This window comes from Pseudomonas nitroreducens (assembly GCF_010994165.1).
Taxonomy (GTDB): Bacteria; Pseudomonadota; Gammaproteobacteria; order Pseudomonadales; family Pseudomonadaceae; genus Pseudomonas; species Pseudomonas nitroreducens.
Genome location: NZ_WMBX01000001.1, coordinates 439,850 through 458,260, shown reverse-complemented (window position 1 = coordinate 458,260; position 18,411 = coordinate 439,850). Strand labels below are relative to the sequence as shown.

Genomic DNA, 18,411 nt, shown 5'->3' with positions numbered 1-18,411 from the left:
TTGCCAAGGAGACTTCAGGATGAATGCTGCGAATCGCCCGGAAATGGACGAACAGACCCTGGAATTCGCCAACCAGGTGATCGACCTCGCCCGCCAGGGCGACACCGAGCGCCTGGCCAGCCTGCTGAGCCAGGGCCTGCCGGCCAACCTGCGCAACCACAAGGGCGACAGCCTGCTGATGCTGGCCAGCTACTATGGCCACCACGACACCGCGGCCGTGCTACTGGAGCACGGCGCCGACCCGGACCTGCGCAACAATGCAGGCCAGACACCGCTGGCCGGCGCCGCTTTCAAGGGCGATCTGGAGATGGTCCGCCTGCTGCTCGGCCGCGGCGCCCAGGTGGAAGGCGCCTCGCCCGACGGCAAGACCGCGCTGATGATGGCCGCGATGTTCAACCGTCCGGAGATTGTCCGCTGCCTGCTGGAACATGGCGCGAACCGCGATGCTCGCGACGCCAGCGGCCTGACTCCGCTGGCCGCGGCAAGAATGATGGGTGCAACCGACACCCTGGCGCTGCTCGAAGCCGCCTGAGTCAGTCGATGCGCACGTGCTCGGCGAGGAAGTCGAGCACCGCGCGTACCCGTGCGGGCAGGTGCCCCGGCTTGCCCAGGTAGAGCGCATGCATGGGCTTGCGATCACCAGGGTTGAAGTCCGCCAGCACCTCTACCAGCCGGCCGGCAGCAATATCTCCGCGCACCTGAAACTCTGCCAGCCGCGCCAGCCCCAACCCGGCCAGCGCCAGGTGACGCACGCTGTCACCGTCGCTGGCCAGCAGGTTGCCGCAGGGCTCAGGGGCATCCGCCGGCTTGCCGAGAAATGGCCAGTCCGGCTCGACGCGCCGGTAGCTGAAGCCCAGGCAGTTGTATTCGTCCAGCTCACGCGGATGCTGTGGCGTACCGTGCCGAGCCAGGTACTCGGGTGCGGCGACAATCTTGTGCCCGGACTCCCCCAGTGAACGCGCCACCAGCCGCGAATCCCGCAGCGGGCCGCTGCGCACGGCGACGTCTGCACGCACTTCCAGCAGGTCCACCACTTCATCGGTCAGTTGCAGGTCGAGGCTGACGCCGGGGTAGCGCTCGAAGAACAGCGGCAGCGCCGGAATGAGGAACTGCCGCCCCACCGGCAGGTTGCAACTGATGCGTACCCGGCCCTGGGGCTCGGCGCTGGCCGAGGCTTCGCGCTCAGCTTCGTCCAGGTCGGCGAGGATGCGCAGGCTGCGCTCGTAGAAGGCCGCGCCCTCAGCCGTGAGCTGCTGGCGTCGGGTGGAACGGTTGAACAGCCGCGCGCCGAGGCGATCCTCCAGGCGCGCCACCAGCTTGCTCACCGCCGAGGGCGTCATCCCGCACTGCTGCGCGGCGGCGGTGAAACCGCCAGTTTCCACCACACGGATGAAGACTTCCATTTCGCCGAAGCGGTTGACGTCAGGGCGCGCCATGTTGAATTCAATTCACAGGTGATTTGCTCAAAGGCAGTCTATATCAGCAATACGCGCGGGGATAAGGTGGCGCCCATTCTTCACTCTTTATGCAAATCAGCCAGGGAGAGCCATCGTGCCCATTGCCTTGTATGCCTTGACCGCCGGTGCCTTTGGCATCGGCGTTACCGAATTCGTGATCATGGGATTGCTGCTGGAGGTCGGCCAGGACTTCGGCGTGTCGATCTCCGCTGCCGGCCTGCTGATCTCCGGCTACGCCCTGGGCGTGGTGCTCGGCGCGCCGCTGCTCACCGCCCTCACCGCGCGCTGGCCGCAGCGCCGCACGCTGCTGGGGCTGATGGTGATCTTCACCCTCGGCAACCTCGCCTGTGCCCTGGCACCGGACTACGCCACGCTGATGGCCGCGCGGGTGCTGACCTCCTTCGCCCACGGCACCTTCTTCGGCGTCGGCTCGGTGGTCGCCACCAGCCTGGTGCCGGCCGAGCGCCGCGCCTCGGCCATCGCCCTGATGTTCACCGGCCTGACCGTCGCCACCATCCTCGGCGTCCCGCTGGGCACCTGGCTCGGCCAACTCTATGGCTGGCGTGCGGCCTTCTGGGTGGTGACCGGCATCGGTGTGCTGGCCCTGGCGATTCTGGCGATCTACCTGCCGCGCAACGGCGCCCCGCCGGCGGCCGGCAACCTGCGCGACGATTTCCGCGTGCTGAAGCGCCCGGCCGTGCTGCTTGGCCTGCTGACCACCGTGCTCGGTTTCGGCGGCGTGTTCACCGTGTTCAGCTACGTGTCGCCGCTGCTGACCCGCCTTGCCGGTTTCTCCGAGAGCGCCGTGTCGCCGGTGCTGCTGGTGTTCGGCGGCGGCTTGGTGCTGGGCAACCTGCTCGGCGGCAAGCTGGCCGACCGCAGGCTGGTGCCCGCCCTGCTTGGCAGCCTGGTGGCACTGGCAGTGGTCATGGGGTTGATGAGTTTTGCGCTGCAGAACCAGATCGCCGTGGTCGTCTTCATTGCTCTGCTCGGCGCCGCCGGCTTCGCCACCGTGCCACCGCTGCAGATGTGGGTGCTGGAGAAAGCCCATGGCGCCGGCCAGAGCGTGGCGGCCAGTTTCAACATCGCCGCGTTCAACCTCGGCAATGCCCTGGGTGCCTGGCTCGGCGGCATGACCATCGACCACGGCCCCGGCCTCGCCGCACTGCCCTGGGTCGGCGCCCTGCTGCCAGTGGCGGCCATCGCCACGGCGCTGATCTGCCTGCGCCTGGAGCGCGGCCCGGCGCTGCCGGCGGGCACCGTCCAGCAGGCACGGTGAACGATCGGCGAATCCGCACTGTCGAGGAAAGGGGCGCGCACTGTCGCGCCCCTTTTCTTTTCCCACAGACGGAGGGCTCGCCCACCCATGCTGGTTTCGCTTCAGGCTCTGCGGGCACTGGCCGCCTGGCTGGTGGTATTCCATCACTTCATGCAGGTGTTCTTCGATTTCCGCGCCGACAGCCTCGGCGGCAGATTGCTCTCCACCCGTGGCCAGGTCGGCGTCGACATCTTCTTCGTCCTCAGCGGCTTCGTGATCCACCTTTCCAGCGCCGGCCGACCGATGTCGCCACTGACCTTCCTGGTCCAGCGCCTGGCCCGCGTCGCCCCGGCCTACTGGCTATACACTGCGATCACCGCGTTGATCATCTACGCCTTCGCCGACGTGATGCCGGTCTACGGCGTCGGCGGCAAGTCACTGCTGCTGTCCATGCTGTTCATCCCCAGCGAGAACCCCGGCGGCTTCGGCAAGTACCCGGTGCTACCGGTGGGCTGGACGCTGAACTTCGAGATGCTCTTCTACGGCCTGTTCGCCCTCTCCTTCCTGGTTGCCGAACGCTGGCGGCCCTGGCTGGTGACCGCACTGGTGCTGCTGGTGGCGCAGGTACTGGCGCGCGAGCCGTGGGTCAGCAACTTCTACCGCAACCCGATCATCTTCGAGTTCCTCCTCGGCCTGGGCCTCGCGGCGCTTTACCGGCGCGGCTGGCTGAACTGGCCGCGACCGCTGGCGCTGGCGACAGCCGCCATGGCAGTGACGACCATCGTCCTGTTCCCTGCCGACCATCCCTGGCGCCTGCTCACCTGGGGCCTGCCCGCCGCCGCGCTGCTCGCCGCCTGCGTGGCGCTGGAACCACTGTTCGAGCGCAACCGGGTGCTGCATGCGCTGGGTGACTGGTCCTATTCGGTCTACCTGCTGCACGTGATCGTGCTCTGGCTGGCCGCGTACTGGCTGCATGAACGGCTGGGCCTGACGCCCTACCAGACGCTGGGCATCAGCGTGCCAGCCATCCTGTTGCTGTCCTGGCTGAGCTACGAATGGGTTGAACGGAAGATGGCCCGCCAGGTGCGCACGGCCTATGCGCGCCTGGCCGTGCCGCTGGCCGCCAGGCGCACTCAGACCGGATCGCTGTAGACCAGGCGGTTGCGCCCCTCGGCCTTGCCGCGATACAGGCGACGGTCGGTGCAGCGGTACAGTTCGTCCGCATCCAGCCCATCGCCCGGCCATTCGGCGAGGCCGAAGGTGGCGGAGATCGGGATACGTTGGCCGTGGTACATCAGCGGCGCCTCGTCGATATCCCGGCGCAGGGACTCCACCAGCGGCTTGGCGTCGAAGCGGTCGGTGAAGGGCAGCAACAGGCCGAATTCCTCGCCGCCCAGCCGGCCGATCAGGTCGGTGGCGCGCAGGCGGTGGCGCAGGCGATTGCACAGGTGCTGCAGCGCCTTGTCGCCGGCATCGTGGCCCCACTGGTCGTTGATGCTCTTGAAATGGTCGACGTCCAGCACCACCAGCACAAGCCGCGTCTCATAGCGCGCCGCCTCCTGGATGCAACGGCGCAACGTGCGCTGAAAACTCTCGCGGCTGGCCACGCCAGTCAGCGCGTCGGTCAGCGCCAGGTTCCGCAGCTGCTTGTAGGCGGCCGCACGCCGCTCCTCGTACACGTGCATGAAGGCGATCACCAGGACGCCACAGAAGATGCCATTGCCGATGTCGATCAATCCCGGGGCATCCAGGCGCAGGTGATTGGCGTGCAGGTACATGACCGTGGCGATCAGCATGAACGGCACGGCAAGCAGGAAGCCGCGCCACTTGCCCAGCAGCAGGTAAGCCATCACGGGCATCAGGTAGACCCAGACGAAGGCCGATGCCGAAGCGTTGGGCATGACGATGATGTAGAGGATGAAGCAGAAGGTCGGCAGCAGGTAGGCGATGATCCAGGGCACCAGGCGCGTTACCCGCTTGAGCCGCTGCGTGGCCCACAGCAGCAGGCCGCAGGTGGCCAGTTCGGCGCCGGCCAGCCAGTAGTTGCCGGCGAAGAACTGGAGAATCGAGAACAATCCCAGCGTCGCGCCGGTACAGGTAAAGATCAACCGCATCAGCAGACGATGGTCTGCCTCCTCCAGGCCGGTCGGTCCGGCGCTGGACTCGAACAGATGGTCGGGATCGCTGTTGCGGTGCATCGCCCTGCTCCTTGGCTCAACCGCCCGGCGGGTCGGCCTCGATGGCGGCGGCCGAGCGCTCCAGCCCGGCTCACATTTGCTGAAGACTACTCCAAATTCCTACAGCGCGTTGCCAAGCCGACGGAAACCCGCCGGATGGGCTAGCCTAGGCTGCATTGTCCATGGAGGAAATCTATGCGTTCGATTCTTGCCGTCCTGTCCGTGCTCGCGCTTTCCGGTTGTGCCTCGTACCAGAACGACGAGGTCCATCCCGTCCCCACCGACCGCCTGCTGGCCTACCAGCAATCCGGCAAGGACAGCGTCAAGGTCGACGTCACCCGCGACGTCGGCTATCTCGGTGGCGGCTGCTACGTCGCCATCACCATCGACCACGAAATAGCCGCGCGCATCGGCAAGGGCGAGTCGGCCAGCTTCCACGTGCCGGCGGGCAAGCACGTGGTCGGCATCATCGGCGACAAGGACGGCGAAGGCCTGTGCAGCAAGGCCATGCTGCGCCGCGAACTGCTGGTGCCGCTCGAGCCGGGCGGCAACAACGCCTTCCGCATCGTCAGCGACAACCGCACCGGTTTCGACATCAAGCCCGCCGTCGAATAACCGCCTGGCGCGCCTCAGCCGTTCAGACGGGCAACGAGGCGCGCCTGCAGCTTCTCCAGTTCAGCCGCCTCGGCCTTGTTCGCCGCGTGGATGCCCAGGCCCTCGCCGGCATAGCGCGGGACGATGTGCACGTGGATGTGGAACACCGTCTGCCCGGCGGGCGCGCCGTTGAACTGGGCGACCTGCACGCCATCGGGATTGAGCTCTTCGACGATCACGCCGGTCAGGCGCTGCACCACCCGCATCACCTTGGCCAAGGCGTCGGGGTCGACTTCGAGGATGTTGCGCGCCGGCGAATTCTTCGGAATCACCAGCGCATGGCCGTAGGACTGCGGGAACAGATCGAGGAAGGCAAGCACGTCGTCGTCCTCGTACAGCTTGTAGCAGGGGGCCTCGCCGCGAATGATCTGGGCGAAGATGTTCTGCGGATCGTAGGTGCCGTGCAGGCTCATGGTGGGTTCCTTCTCCGTTGACTATGGGGCCGCACCTTACCTTTTTGTCGCGCGCGGGTCATGACCGGCCGCTTCCGGAGGTCTATCCTGAGGCCTTCCGCTGCTTTTCCCAGTGACCTGACCGGAGTATGCATGTCAGACCTTTCCGCGTTCCCCATCACCCGCAAATGGCCCGCCGAACACCCTGACCGCCTGCAGCTGTACTCGCTGCCCACGCCCAATGGCGTGAAGGTGTCGATCATGCTGGAAGAGCTCGGCCTGCCCTACGAGCCGCACCTGGTCAGCTTCGAGCGCAACGACCAGATGAGCCCGGAATTCCTGTCGCTGAACCCGAACAACAAGATTCCGGCGATCCTCGACCCCAACGGGCCGGACGGCCAGCCGCTGGCGCTGTTCGAGTCCGGCGCGATCCTGGTCTACCTCGCCGACAAGACCGACTCGCTGATCGCCCCCGGCGCCAGCGGTCGCTACGAGACGCTGCAGTGGCTGATGTTCCAGATGGGCGGGATCGGCCCGATGTTCGGCCAGATCGGCTTCTTCAACAAATTCGCCGGCAAGGACTACGAGGACAAGCGCCCGCTGCAGCGCTACGTCGACGAAGCCAAGCGCCTGCTGGCCGTGCTCGACCAGCGCCTGGAAGGCCGCGACTGGATCATGGGGGAGCGCTACACCATCGCCGACATCGCCACCTTCCCGTGGATCCGCAACCTGGTCGGTTTCTACGAGGCGGGTGAGCTGGTCGGTTTCGAGAACTTCCAGAACGTGAAGCGCGTGCTGGAGCGCTTCCTGGCGCGGCCTGCGGTGCAGCGCGGGCTGAACATCCCCAAGCGCGACTGACGGTTCATACCCTGTAGGCGCGAGCTTGCTCGCGAACCCATTTCCGGCAGCTAAAGCTGGGCGGGTTCGCGAGCGAGCTCGCTCCTACAAAGAGCACGAAAGTCGCAGCCCGGACCACGCGAGCCTGACCGTCAGGCCTCGACCTGGCTCCACTGCTTCGACAAGCGCTTGTCCGACACCGGAATCTTCGTCCCCAATTGCTGGGCGAACAGCGAGACGCGGTATTCCTCCAGCATCCAGCGATAGAGCACCAGCTCCGGGTCGCGCTTGCCTTCCTGGGCGTGCTTGGCCAGGCGCGCCGAGTACTGTTCCCAGTAGCCGGCCATCTCACCGCTCCACACGCGGTCGCGCTGGACCTGACCGGCGACCTTGTCCAGACGCTGTTCCACAGCCTTCAGATAGCGCGGGATTTCCTTCAGCCATTCCAGCGGCGTGTCACGCACGAAGCCGGGGTAGACCAGCCTGGCCAGTTGCCCCTTCACATCGTTGAGCGGCACCGTCATGGCCAGGTCGACCTTGCCCTTGAAGCGCTTCTGCAAGCCATGCCAGAGCTTGAGGATTTCCAGGGTCAGGCGGGCGATACGCTCGGCGTGCTCGGTCCAGGCGCCGCGCTTCTTCTCGGCCAGTGACGCGAGCCCGGCGCCATCGCGCGGCAGGTTGGCTTCACCGTCGAGAATGGCGCTGTCCAGGCTGGCCAGCAGGATGTCTTCCACCAGCGACTCGACCCGGCCCAGCTCGCGATAGAGCAGGCCCATGTCGGTCTGCCCCGGCAGCTTGCTGCGCAGGAACTTGGCCGGCTCGGCGAGCTGTTGCAGGAGCAGGCGTTGCAGGGCGCGGCGGTGCTGGTAGTCGGCCTCGGCCTGGGTCGGGAAGCGGTTTTCCTTGACCACGCCGGCCTCCTCCACCAGCGCCGGATAGACCGTCATCGACAGCCCGGCGACCTTCTGCTGGACCTTTTCCGCGACCCCGGCGAAGCCCTTGGCTTCCACCGGTTTCTGCGGCTTGTCGGCCTGCGGGATCGCCAGCGCGGCCTGGCTGGCCTCGGCGAAGCGCGCGGTGAGTTCCACCAGATCACGACCTTCGCCAAGGAACTTGCCACGGGCGTCGACCACTTCGATGTTCATCCGCAGGTGGCTTTCCACCTGGGTCTCGGCTTCCGCCCAGGCCTCTTCCGGCACACGGCTGCCGGTCATGCGCTGCAGCTCGCGGCCGAGGGATTCGGACAGCGCGCCCTCGGCGAAGACCATCTTGCCCAGCGCCGCCCGGACGAAGTCCGGCACCGGCACGAAGTTCTTGCGGATGGCCTTGGGCAGGCAGCGCACCAGCTCGATGCACTTGGCTTCCAGCAGGCCCGGAACCAGCCATTCGAGGCGTTCGGCAGGCAGTTGCGGCAACAGTGGCGCCGGCACGCGCAGGGTCACGCCGTCCCGCACGTGGCCCGGTTCGAAATGGTAGGTGAGCGGCAACTGCAACTCACCCAGTTGCAGGCGATCCGGGTAAAGACCGGCAGTGACTTCACTGGCATCGCGGGCGAGGACATCTTCCTCGCGCATGATCAGCAGGTCCGGTTTTGCCTTGTGCTCGCGCTCGTACCATTTCTCGAAGCTGGCAGACTGGTAGATATCCGCCGGCAATCGTTCGTCGTAGTAGGCGAACAGGGTTTCCTCGTCGGCGAGGATGTCGCGCCGGCGCGCCTTGGCTTCCAGCTCGTCGAGCTTCTCCAGCAACTGGCGGTTGGCCGACAGGCACTTGGCGCGGCTGTTGATCTCGCCGCGCACCAGCGCCTCGCGGATGAACATCTCGCGGGACACCGGCGCATCGATCGGGCCGTAGTGCACGGCGCGGCGGCCGATGATGATCAGGCCATACAGGGTGACCTGCTCGTAGGCCACTACCTGGCCGCGGCGTTTCTCCCAGTGCGGTTCCAGGTAGTTCTTCTTCACCAGGTGCCCGGCCAGCGGTTCCAGCCAGTCCGGCTCGATCTTGGCGACCATGCGGGCGAACAGCTTGGTGGTCTCCACCAGCTCGGCGGCCATGATCCACTGCGGCTTCTTGCGGCCGATGACGCTGGAGGGATGAATCCAGAAGCGCCGCTGGCGCGCGCCGAGGTAGTCGCCCTCCTCCGCCTTCTGGCCGATCTGGCTGAGCAGGCCGGAGAGGATCGCCTTGTGCACGGCGGCGTAGTCGATGTCGCGAGCCTTCGGCTCATCCGCCTTGGCGACCGGCTGGCGGCCACGGTTGTCGTGCGGCTTGGCCTGCTCGCGGACGGGTTCGTTCTTGCGCTGGGCGCCGTCCGACTTCGAGCCGAAAGGCAGCTGCAATTCGCGGCAGATCAACGTCAGCTGGCGGTGCGCATCGCGCCACTCGCGCAGGCGCAGGTAGTTCAGGAAGTTCTTCCGGCACCAGTTGCGCAGCGGGTTGGAGCCCAGCGCCTGGCGCTGCTCCTCGAAGCCGCGCCAGAGGTTGATCAGGGCGGCGAAGTCCGAGTCCGGGTCCTTCCACTGTGCGTGGGCCTGGTCGGCGGCCTGCTGGCGATCCATCGGCCGCTCGCGCGGGTCCTGCACCGACAGCGCGCTGGCCACGGTGAGGACTTCCGGCAGGCTGCCCAGTTGTGCGGCCTCCAGCAGCATGCGGCCCAGGCGCGGGTCGATGGGCAGGCGCGCGAGCTGGCGGCCCAGCGGTGTGAGCAGGCCCTCGCGGTTCACTGCCGAGAGCTCCTGCAGCAGGGTGAAGCCGTCGTTGATCGCCTTGCCATCCGGCGGCTCGATGAAGGGGAAGGCCTCGATGTCGCCCAGACGCAGATGGAGCATCTGCAGGATCACCGCCGCCAGGTTGGTGCGCAGGATTTCCGGATCGGTGAAGGCCGGGCGACCGTTGAAGTCTTCCTCGCTGTACAGGCGCACGCAGATGCCCGGCTCGACCCGGCCGCAACGGCCCTTGCGCTGGTTGGCGCTGGCTTGCGAGACGGCTTCGATGGGCAGGCGCTGGACCTTGGCGCGGTAGCTGTAGCGGCTGATGCGCGCCGTGCCGCTGTCGATCACGTAGCGGATGCCCGGCACGGTCAGCGAGGTCTCGGCGACGTTGGTGGCGAGCACGATCTTGCGCCCCGGCATGGGCGCGAAAATCTTCTGCTGCTCGGCCGGCGTCAGGCGCGCATACAGCGGCAACACTTCGGTGTGGCGCAGGTTGGCCTTGCGCAGCATGTCGGCGGCGTCGCGAATCTCGCGCTCGCCGGGGAGGAACACCAGCACGTCGCCGGGGCGCTTGCCGATTTCGCGCTCATGGGCGGCAATTTCGTCCAGCGCGCGGAGGATGCCCTGGTCCACGGAAAGGTCGTCGAATAGCGCCTCGCCGTCCTCGTCCACTTCCGCGGCGAGCGGTCGATACCAGGTGTCCACCGGGTAAGTGCGGCCCGAGACCTCGACGATGGGTGCATCGCCGAAATGCTTGGAGAAGCGTTCGAGGTCGATGGTCGCCGAGGTGATGATCAGCTTCAGGTCGGGACGGCGCGGCAGCAGCGTCTTCAGGAAGCCGAGCAGGAAGTCGATGTTCAGGCTGCGTTCGTGGGCTTCGTCGACGATGATCGTGTCGTAGCGTTCCAGGTAGCGGTCGTGCTGGGTCTCGGCCAGCAGAATGCCGTCGGTCATCAGCTTGATCAGTGTGCTGTCGTCGCTCTGGTCCTCGAAACGCACCTGGTAGCCGACCAGCGAGCCCAGTGGCGTGCCGATTTCCTCGGCGACGCGGGTCGCGACACTGCGCGCGGCCAGGCGGCGCGGCTGGGTGTGGCCGATCAGGCCATGGGTGCCACGGCCCAGCTCCAGGCAGATCTTCGGCAGCTGGGTGGTCTTGCCCGAACCGGTTTCGCCGGCGATCACCACCACCTGGCTCTTTTCCAGCGCGGCCTTGATCTCGTCGCGCTTGGCGGCGATGGGCAGGCTGTCGTCGTAGCGAATCTTCGGAATGCTCGCACGGCGCGCCTCGACCTTGGCGCAGGAGGCCTGGAAACGCTCGGCCCACTGGGCGAGCTTGGCGTCGTCCGGGTGCTTGCGCAGTTCATGGAGTTGCCGGCGCAGGCGATGGCGGTCGCGGATCAGCGCATGGTCCATGCGCTGCAGGAGCTGTTCGGGAGTCGGCGTGGTTTCTGGGGTCATCGGCTTCGCTGGCGTATGCGCGGGAAGCGGCGCAGCGCAAACGAGCGAGGCCGGTCCCGGAAAATGGGCTGTCATGGCGACAATCCGTGGATTGTCGCAGAGGACCGGCAAGGGCCGCCACGCCGAATGCGTTGCGGCCCGTATTGGCGGGGCGTCGCGCCCCGCCGGGAGTCAGGCCTGCTGGTGCTCGCGCAGCTTGGCCAGGGCAATGGCCAGTGCCGCGCCGCCGAGGGTCTTGATCAGCGTGGGATGCTGGGCATAGAAGTGGCCGATGCTTTCGACTACGCCGGGGTTGGCCTTTTCCGCCTGGGCAGCCATCACCTCCACCTCCGACGCGCTCAACTGCCCGGCCTGTTCCGGCGTCAGCTGCGTCGCGCCCGGCTGCAGCACCTTGCCCAGGCCACCGCTCATCATCTGGGCGAGCAGTGCCGGGCCAGCGGCAGCCAGCAATTGATTCAGCATGCCCGCACGCTGCACATCGCTGGACTGGCCGAACAACTGGCTCACCGTGTTGGCGAAAGGCGGCGTCTGATCGGAATGGAACATGGCGGTGAGGCTCTGCCCCAGTGCGCCGGCGGGCGCATTTTCAAGGTGCTCGTCCAGATTGCCACCGACGGCACCGACCACTTGCTGCAACAACGAATCCATCAGACTCATGGCGAATTTCCTCAGCTCTTTTTGGCGAACAGCAGGTGGTAGAGGACGAGCAGGGCTACGGCGCCGATCACCGCGCCAATGAAGCCCGTGGACTCGTCGGGTTGGTAGAAGTGCAAGGCCTGGCCCGCGAAGGTCGCCAGCAGCGCGCCGGCAATACCCAGGGCAGCGGTGATGAAGAAGCCCAGGGAGTTGTTCCCGGGTGCCAGCCACCGCGCAACAAGCCCCGCAACGAAGCCGATACAGATTGTCCAGATGAGGTGCATGGCGCTAGAACTCCGTGACAGTGGGAACGTCGGCCGAGGCTACGAGCAGCGCTGCCATGGAGGTATCGGTGATTTCCGAAAGTACCGCGGGGAATGTTGACTGTCTCCAGCGCGGAGGCGCCGGTGAACGATCTGGGGGGCAGACGTGCCATCGGCTAAGGAGCCGGTTGTTCGGACCGCCGTTGAATACGCCACTGGCCTGGCGTCCCCGAATCGGAGCGCAAGCTCCCATCCATGGGCGCTTGCGATTCCCTAGCAATGCAATGCCGCCAGCGCGCGGCTCCGCTCAGATGCGGAACTGCCCCACGAGCTGGCGCAGGCGCTCGCCCAGGCCGTTCAGCTCGGTCGCCGTGCGCGCGCCCTTGGCTGCGTCGTCCGCCACGCTCTCCACGCCGCCGGCGATCTGGTGCACGCTGCGGTTGATCTCCTCGGCCACCGCGGTCTGCTCCTCGGCGGCGCTGGCGATCTGCGCGTTCATCGAGTTGATGGTGCCGATCAGCTGGGCGATGGCGTCCAGCGACTGGCCGGCCTGGTTGGCCTGGCCACGGGTGCGCTCGGCCATGTCGCTGGCGCGCTGCATGGCACTGACCGAGCCTTCCGTGGTACCGCGCAGGCGGTCGATCATCTGCTGGATTTCCCCGGTGCTCTGCTGGGTGCGGCTGGCCAGGGCACGGACTTCGTCGGCGACCACGGCGAAACCACGCCCGGCCTCGCCGGCGCGGGCCGCTTCGATGGCAGCGTTGAGCGCCAGCAGGTTGGTCTGCTCGGCGATGGAACGGATCACTTCCAGCACACCGACGATGCCCTGCACGTCCTGCCGCAGGGTGTCGAGGGAGTCGCTGCTGCTGCGCACCTCGCCCACCAGGTCGTTGATCTGCGAGACGCACAGGTCCACTTCGCGCTTGGCGGCCTGGCCTTCGCGATCGGTCTGTTGCGCTGCGTCGGCGGCCTGTTGTGCGCTGCGCGCCACTTCCTGCGCAGCGGCGGTCATTTCGTTGATGGCGGTGGCGACCTGGTCAGTCTCGTGGCGCTGCCCGTCCATCGCGCGTTCGGAGCGCTGCGCCTGCTGGGCCACATCGCCCACCAGACCCGACAGCTGGTTCGTGGTGCCGGCGACCTGCTGCACCAGTACGTGAATCTTCTCGACGAAACGGTTGAACGAGCCGGCCAGTTCACCCAGCTCGTCATGGCGGCCCAGGTTCAGGCGATGGGTCAGGTTGCCGTCACCGGCAGCCATGTCGTCGAGGTTATCGCGGACCTGCACGATAGGCTGCACGATGGCGCGGCTGAACAGCCCGGCGAGCAGGCCGATCACCACCAGCAGCGCCAGCGCCCCGCCACCCATGAGCAGCAGCAGGTTGTCGATCTTGGCATCGAAAGCGGCACCGGCCTCCTTCACTTCGCGCTCGACGTCGTCGAGGTTGAGGGAGGTACCGAACACCAGGTTCCACTTGGGCAGGTAATGCGCGTAGCCGATCTTCGGCACGATGGCATTGCCGCCCGGCAGGGTGAAGCTGTAGCGCACGTAGTGCTGGCCGCTCTGCCCCGCCGCCACCAGTTCGCGGATGGCGTAGACGCCGTTGGGATCGCGATAGCCGCTGAAGTCTTCGCCCAGGCGTTCGTCGCTGGTGCCCTGGAAGACGCGGATGGAGCGGGTGTCGTAGCCCCAGAAGTAGCCGCCCTTGCCGTATTCGAGGCGCTTGAGGATGGCGATGCCCTGTTCGCGCGCCGCGGCATCGCCCTGAGCAGCGGCCTGGTAGACAGGCCCGACGGCGGCCAGTGCCACGTCGACGAAGTTCTTCAGCTGGGCTTCGCGGTCCTGGGTAAGGTTCTCGCGGATCTGCGCTTCCTGCTGGGTCGCCAGTTGCTTCAAGGCAACGGTGGAAATCGCGCACAGCAGCAGGGTGAGGAGGAGGATCGGCACGATGGCCAGGAGCAGGACCTTGGCGCGCAAACGAAGGGCAGTGTTCAAGGCGTTCACCTCAGGCGGATAGGGGACATGGCTTCCTTGCCCCATCAAAAAACCCGCCTTGCGGCGGGTTTCTTATCTATCGGCTCAGGCTCTGATTTTCTTGAGCTCTTCGTCGCGCAATTCGCGGCGCAGGATCTTGCCAACGTTGGTGGTCGGCAGGCTGTCGCGGAATTCCACGGACTTGGGACGCTTGTAACCGGTGAGGTTGTCGTGCATGTGCTGCATGACTTGCTCCTTGGTCAGGGTGACGCCCGGCTTGGACACCACGAAGACCTTGATCGCCTCGCCGGACTTCTCGTCCGGGATACCGATCGCGGCGCACTGCAGCACGCCCGGCAGGGTGGCGAGCACGTCTTCCAGCTCGTTGGGGTACACGTTGAAGCCCGACACCAGGATCATGTCCTTCTTGCGGTCGACGATACGCATGTAGCCGTCTTCCTGGATGATCGCGATGTCGCCGGTACGCAGCCAGCCATCCTTGTCGAGGATCTCCTCGGTGGCTTCCTGGCGCTGCCAGTAGCCCTTCATCACCTGCGGGCCCTTGACGCACAGCTCGCCACGCTCGCCCAGTGGCAGGTCCTGGCCGTCATCGCTGATGACCTTGCAGAGGGTCGACGGAACCGGGATGCCGATGGTGCCGATCTGGATGTTCTGGAACGGGTTCACCGACACCACCGGGCTGGTCTCGGTCATGCCGTAGCCTTCGCAGATGGCGCAGCCGGTGACGTCCTTCCAGCGCTCGGCAGCAGCCTGCTGCAGGGCCATGCCGCCGGAGAGGGTCAGCTTCAGTGCGGAGAAGTCCAGCTTGCGGAAGCCTTCGTTGTTGCACAGGCCGACGAACAGGGTGTTCAGGCCGACGAAGCCGGTGAACTTCCACTGCGACAGCTCCTTGACCATGCTGGCCAGGTCGCGCGGGTTGGTCACCAGAATATTGTGGTTGCCGGTGAGCATCATCGCCATGCAATGGAAGGTGAAGGCGTAGATGTGATACAGCGGCAGCGGCGTGATGAGGATCTCGCAACCTTCATTGAGGTTGGCGCCCATCAGTGCCTTGCACTGCAGCATGTTGGCGACCAGGTTGCGATGGGTCAGCATCGCGCCCTTGGCCACGCCGGTGGTGCCGCCGGTGTACTGCAGCACCGCTACATCGTCGCCCTTGGGCGAGACTTCCGCCACCGCCTTGCCGCGGCCCTTGGCCAGGACGTCGATGAGCTTCTGCGCGTTGGGGATGCTGTAGGCCGGCACCATCTTCTTGATGTTGCGGACCACGAAGTTGACGATGAAGCGCTTGAGCGGCGGCAGCATGTCACCCACTTCGGTGACGATGACGTTGCGGATGCCGGTCTTGGGCAGCACTTCCTCGGCCAGGTGAGCCATGTTCGCCAGGCACACCAGCGCCTTGGCGCCCGAGTCGTTGAACTGGTGCTCCATTTCCCGCGCGGTATACAGCGGGTTGGTGTTGACCACGATAAGGCCCGCGCGCATGGCGCCGAAGACCACGATCGGATACTGGAGCACGTTGGGCAGTTGCACGGCGATGCGGTCGCCGGGCTTGAGGTCGGTGTGTTGCTGCAGGTAGGCGGCGAAGTCCCCGGAGAGCTTGTACATCTCGCCGTAGGTCAGGGTCTTGCCCAGGTTGCTGAAGGCAGGCTTGTCTGCAAAACGTTGGCAGGATTCTTTGAGTACCGCGAGGATGTTCGGGTACTGGTCAGCGTTGATCTCGGCAGCGATCCCCACTGGGTATTTGTCCTTCCAGAAATTGTCGGTCATGGAAGCCCACTCCTAAGCAACAGCTCATCTTTACCGCGTTCGCGGTTCTTTGTTGTGTTTATGTCGCTTTCCCCCGGCTCGGGGAGCGAAAAGCGGGCCGAGATTATCAGCTTTGGGAAACAGCGACCAGCACCAAACACAGCCTTGTCCGTAAGAAAAATGACCGAAGACAGGCTTTCCGGTCACCAATCTCCCATTCGTCGGAAAAGCCCGTCCCAGAAGGCTCGCAGCCTTGTTGGATTGTCTGACAAAGTGAGTTTCAGGGAAATGAAACCGGAAAAAAGAACGGGGACCGGTGTTCAGGCCAGGTCCCGCTCGGAAGGTTGAAATCGCAGTTTCGGATAGGCCGGTTTCGCATGGCTCAAGCGGTTGAAGCGATTCGCCGCCGGCGGCTGCTGTGAACAGCGTCTCAGGCGGCGCGCCCGGGTACGCTGCCTTCAATGATCTACCTCAACACCGGACCATTAAGGTTCCCGCACAGTGCTTATGCACTCTCCTGGAGAACCCTCATGTTTCCCGAATTCCGCGAAAAGATTACCCGTCTGAAAACCGAAGACCCGCATTTCGCCAAGCTCTTCCACAGCCACAACGACCTCGACCAGCAGATCAAGAACATGGAAGCGGGGATCACTCCCGCCAGCCATGACACCATAGAGACACTGAAGAAGCAGAAGCTGCAGCTCAAGGACGATCTCTACGAGATCCTGCGCAAGAAAGACGGCTGCTGCCAGTGCGGCAGCGGCGGCTGTGGTGGTTGACCCACTCGCGTCGACAATACGCCATAAAAAAGGGGGGGGCTGATTCAGGATCAGCCCCCCCTTTTCATTCACGCTCGCCTCAGGCGGTTTCGCGCAGCTCGCGGCGCAGGATCTTGCCCACCGGCGTCATCGGCAGAGCGTCCTTGAGCACGATGTGCTTGGGCACCTTGTAGCCGGTGAAGTTTTCCTTGCAGTAGGCCTTGAGTTCCTCGACGGTCACGCCGCCTTCGCGGGCGACGACGAACAGCTTCACCGCCTCGCCGGATTTCTCGTCCGGCACGCCGACGGCCGCGCAGTTGGCGACTTTCGGGTGGGCCATGACCACGTCCTCGATCTCGTTGGGGTAGACGTTGAAGCCGGAGACGATGATCAGGTCCTTCTTGCGGTCGACGATGCGGGTGAAGCCGTCCGGGTCGATCACCGCGATGTCGCCGGTGCGCAGCCAGCCGTCGGCGTCCAGCACCTCGGCGGTGGCTTCTTCGCGCTGCCAGTAACCCTTCATTACCTGCGGGCCCTTCACGCACAGCTCACCACGCTCGCCCAGGCCGACGTCGTTGCCGTCGTCGTCGATCACCTTCAGCGCGGTGCCCGGCACCGGGATGCCGACTGTGCCGAGGCGCGCCTGGTCGCCGTAGGGGTTGGTGCTGACCACCGGGGACGTCTCGGTGAGGCCGTAGCCTTCGACCACGGTGCAGCCGGTCATGGCTTTCCAGCGCTCGGCGGTGGCGGTGACCAGCGCGGTGCCGCCGGAGTTGGTGACCTTCAGGTTGGAGAAGTCCAGCTCCTTGAATTCGGGGCGGTCCATCAGGGCGACGAACAGGGTGTTCAGACCCAGCAGCGCGGAGAAGCGCCACTTCTTCAGTTCCTTGATGAAGCCGGGGATATCGCGCGGATTGGTGATCAGCACGTTGTGGTTGCCATTGACCATCATGCACATGCAGTTCGCGGTGAAGGCATAGATGTGATACAGCGGCAGCGGCGCGATCATCACCTCGTTGCCGACCTGCATCAGCGGCTTGCCGTCCGGCCCGTGTTGCTGCAGACAGGCATGCACCTGCTGCATGTTCGCCACCAGGTTGCCGTGGGTGAGCATGGCGCCCTTGGCCACGCCGGTGGTACCGCCGGTGTACTGCAGCACCGCGATGTCTTCCAGACCGACCTTGACCGGCTGCAGCCCATGGCCGCGGCCCTGACGCAGCGCTGCCTTGAAGGAAACGGCCTGGGGCAGGTTGTACTCCGGCACCATCTTCTTCACGTGCTTGACCACGGTGTTGACCAGCAGGCCCTTGAGCGCCGGCTGCAGGTCGCCCATCTGCGCTTCGATCAGGTACTCGATGCCGGTGTCGGGCAGCACTTCCTGCACCAGCTTGCCGAACAGGTTCACGTAGACCAGCGCGCGGGCGCCGGAATCCTTGAACTGGTGGCGCATCTCACGGGCGGTGTAGAGCGGGTTGGTGTTGACCACGATGAGGCCGGCGCGCAGGGCGCCGAACACGGCGATGGGGTATTGCAGGATGTTCGGCATCTGCACGGCGATACGGTCGCCGGGCTTGAGGTCGGTGTGCTTCTGCAGGTACGCGCCGAAGGCGGCGGACAGGCGATCCAGCTCGGCGTAGGTCAGGGTCACGCCCATGTTGCTGAAGGCCGGGCGGTCGGCGAACTTCTTGCAGGAGCGTTCGAAGACTTCCACCACCGACTTGTAGGCGGTCAGGTCAATGTCGCTGGGCACGCCGGCCGGGCGTTTGTCGTTCCAGAAATCAGGTTGCATTTATTCTTGTCCTCGTACCTGAGCGAAACCGAACCGTCATTGCGGTCATTCGACGGAAGCTAGCAGTTCCTTTGGTCATCGCAAAGACTCCAGGCGGCGTCATAGACTGCGTGAATCTTGCTCCACCACCCCCGCTCAGCGCGGGATAGAGCCGGCGGCCGCCTGGGACGGGACTTGCACGACAATGGCCGGGAGCTATCCGCAATCCATACAGAAGATGTCCCGGCGTGGCAGAATCGCCCCGTCTGGCCCGCTCCATGGCCCCATTCCAATAAG

The 18,411-nt window shown here is 65.5% G+C and carries 14 protein-coding genes and 2 pseudogenes; 6 read left to right on the top strand and 10 right to left on the bottom strand.

Annotation, left to right across the window (positions count from 1 at the left end; all coding sequences use genetic code 11):
* Positions 1-19: 19 nt before the first annotated feature.
* The gene (locus GJV37_RS02125) at positions 20-532 is read left to right on the top strand and encodes an ankyrin repeat domain-containing protein (protein ID WP_170859333.1); all 513 of its coding nucleotides are present in this window, start codon (positions 20-22) and stop codon (positions 530-532) included.
* 1 nt (position 533) lies between these two features.
* On the opposite strand, the gene GJV37_RS02120 is transcribed toward GJV37_RS02125, so the two are convergent.
* Positions 534-1,436: a LysR family transcriptional regulator gene (locus GJV37_RS02120; protein WP_024764604.1), complete on the bottom strand. Its 903-nt coding sequence runs from the start codon at positions 1,434-1,436 to the stop codon at positions 534-536.
* A 115-nt stretch (positions 1,437-1,551) separates the two neighbouring features.
* Between GJV37_RS02120 and GJV37_RS02115 the strand changes: the two genes are divergently transcribed.
* Both GJV37_RS02115 and GJV37_RS02110 read left to right on the top strand, forming a co-directional pair.
* Positions 1,552-2,736, top strand: a complete 1,185-nt coding sequence (locus GJV37_RS02115) for an MFS transporter (RefSeq protein WP_065085772.1) — start codon at positions 1,552-1,554, stop codon at positions 2,734-2,736.
* Between the two features lie 87 nt (positions 2,737-2,823).
* Positions 2,824-3,867 carry an acyltransferase family protein gene (locus tag GJV37_RS02110; RefSeq protein ID WP_170859335.1) on the top strand — a complete coding sequence of 348 codons (1,044 nt, stop codon included), beginning with the start codon at positions 2,824-2,826 and terminating at the stop codon, positions 3,865-3,867.
* Here GJV37_RS02110 and GJV37_RS02105 read toward each other — a convergent pair.
* Entirely contained in the window at positions 3,849-4,913 is a 1,065-nt protein-coding gene (locus GJV37_RS02105; protein WP_170859336.1) for a GGDEF domain-containing protein, read from the bottom strand. The two genes, GJV37_RS02110 and GJV37_RS02105, sit on opposite strands and share 19 nt — an antisense overlap.
* 174 nt (positions 4,914-5,087) lie before the next feature.
* Between GJV37_RS02105 and GJV37_RS02100 the strand changes: the two genes are divergently transcribed.
* A complete protein-coding gene (locus tag GJV37_RS02100) occupies positions 5,088-5,507 on the top strand; it encodes a hypothetical protein (protein WP_024764608.1) in 420 nt (139 codons plus the stop codon).
* Between the two features lie 14 nt (positions 5,508-5,521).
* Here the strand turns inward: GJV37_RS02100 and GJV37_RS02095 are convergent, their stop codons facing one another.
* Positions 5,522-5,959: an HIT family protein gene (locus GJV37_RS02095; protein ID WP_065085771.1), complete on the bottom strand. Its 438-nt coding sequence runs from the start codon at positions 5,957-5,959 to the stop codon at positions 5,522-5,524.
* 132 nt (positions 5,960-6,091) lie between these two features.
* Between GJV37_RS02095 and GJV37_RS02090 the strand changes: the two genes are divergently transcribed.
* Positions 6,092-6,796: a glutathione binding-like protein gene (locus GJV37_RS02090; protein WP_170859337.1), complete on the top strand. Its 705-nt coding sequence runs from the start codon at positions 6,092-6,094 to the stop codon at positions 6,794-6,796.
* 131 nt (positions 6,797-6,927) lie between these two features.
* Here the strand turns inward: GJV37_RS02090 and hrpA are convergent, their stop codons facing one another.
* The 6 genes and pseudogenes from hrpA to fadD1 form a co-directional block, all read right to left on the bottom strand.
* On the bottom strand, positions 6,928-10,947 hold the full coding sequence (gene hrpA / locus GJV37_RS02085; RefSeq protein ID WP_170859338.1) for an ATP-dependent RNA helicase HrpA: 4,020 nt from the start codon (positions 10,945-10,947) through the stop codon (positions 6,928-6,930).
* A gap of 171 nt (positions 10,948-11,118) precedes the next feature.
* A complete protein-coding gene (locus GJV37_RS02080; protein ID WP_065085768.1) occupies positions 11,119-11,604 on the bottom strand; it encodes a hypothetical protein in 486 nt (161 codons plus the stop codon).
* A gap of 11 nt (positions 11,605-11,615) precedes the next feature.
* Positions 11,616-11,867, bottom strand: a complete 252-nt coding sequence (locus GJV37_RS02075; RefSeq protein WP_024764614.1) for a GlsB/YeaQ/YmgE family stress response membrane protein — start codon at positions 11,865-11,867, stop codon at positions 11,616-11,618.
* Between the two features lie 286 nt (positions 11,868-12,153).
* A pseudogene (locus GJV37_RS29770) lies at positions 12,154-12,753 on the bottom strand (methyl-accepting chemotaxis protein); the annotation flags it as partial.
* 258 nt (positions 12,754-13,011) lie between these two features.
* Positions 13,012-13,884, bottom strand: a pseudogene (locus GJV37_RS29765) (cache domain-containing protein); the annotation flags it as partial.
* A 39-nt stretch (positions 13,885-13,923) separates the two neighbouring features.
* The gene (gene fadD1, locus GJV37_RS02065; protein ID WP_193452120.1) at positions 13,924-15,609 is read right to left on the bottom strand and encodes a long-chain-fatty-acid--CoA ligase FadD1; all 1,686 of its coding nucleotides are present in this window, start codon (positions 15,607-15,609) and stop codon (positions 13,924-13,926) included.
* A gap of 509 nt (positions 15,610-16,118) precedes the next feature.
* Here fadD1 and GJV37_RS02060 point away from each other — a divergent pair.
* A complete protein-coding gene (locus GJV37_RS02060) occupies positions 16,119-16,367 on the top strand; it encodes an HP1242/YdcH family protein (protein WP_024764617.1) in 249 nt (82 codons plus the stop codon).
* A 79-nt stretch (positions 16,368-16,446) separates the two neighbouring features.
* Here GJV37_RS02060 and fadD2 read toward each other — a convergent pair whose 3' ends face one another.
* Positions 16,447-18,135: a long-chain-fatty-acid--CoA ligase FadD2 gene (fadD2, locus tag GJV37_RS02055; RefSeq protein WP_170859340.1), complete on the bottom strand. Its 1,689-nt coding sequence runs from the start codon at positions 18,133-18,135 to the stop codon at positions 16,447-16,449.
* Between the last annotated feature and the right edge of the window lie 276 nt (positions 18,136-18,411).

Bases quoted from the DNA above. Each gene is read 5' to 3' on its own strand.
- GJV37_RS02125 (WP_170859333.1), top strand. From the start codon at position 20: ATGAATGCTGCGAATCGCCCGGAAATGGACGAACAGACCCTGGAATTC.
- GJV37_RS02120 (WP_024764604.1), bottom strand. From the start codon at position 1,436: ATGGCGCGCCCTGACGTCAACCGCTTCGGCGAAATGGAAGTCTTCATC.
- GJV37_RS02110 (WP_170859335.1), top strand. From the start codon at position 2,824: ATGCTGGTTTCGCTTCAGGCTCTGCGGGCACTGGCCGCCTGGCTGGTG.
- GJV37_RS02105 (WP_170859336.1), bottom strand. From the start codon at position 4,913: ATGCACCGCAACAGCGATCCCGACCATCTGTTCGAGTCCAGCGCCGGA.
- GJV37_RS02100 (WP_024764608.1), top strand. From the start codon at position 5,088: ATGCGTTCGATTCTTGCCGTCCTGTCCGTGCTCGCGCTTTCCGGTTGT.
- GJV37_RS02095 (WP_065085771.1), bottom strand. From the start codon at position 5,959: ATGAGCCTGCACGGCACCTACGATCCGCAGAACATCTTCGCCCAGATC.
- GJV37_RS02090 (WP_170859337.1), top strand. From the start codon at position 6,092: ATGTCAGACCTTTCCGCGTTCCCCATCACCCGCAAATGGCCCGCCGAA.
- hrpA (WP_170859338.1), bottom strand. From the start codon at position 10,947: ATGACCCCAGAAACCACGCCGACTCCCGAACAGCTCCTGCAGCGCATG.
- GJV37_RS02080 (WP_065085768.1), bottom strand. From the start codon at position 11,604: ATGAGTCTGATGGATTCGTTGTTGCAGCAAGTGGTCGGTGCCGTCGGT.
- GJV37_RS02075 (WP_024764614.1), bottom strand. From the start codon at position 11,867: ATGCACCTCATCTGGACAATCTGTATCGGCTTCGTTGCGGGGCTTGTT.
- fadD1 (WP_193452120.1), bottom strand. From the start codon at position 15,609: ATGACCGACAATTTCTGGAAGGACAAATACCCAGTGGGGATCGCTGCC.
- GJV37_RS02060 (WP_024764617.1), top strand. From the start codon at position 16,119: ATGTTTCCCGAATTCCGCGAAAAGATTACCCGTCTGAAAACCGAAGAC.
- fadD2 (WP_170859340.1), bottom strand. From the start codon at position 18,135: ATGCAACCTGATTTCTGGAACGACAAACGCCCGGCCGGCGTGCCCAGC.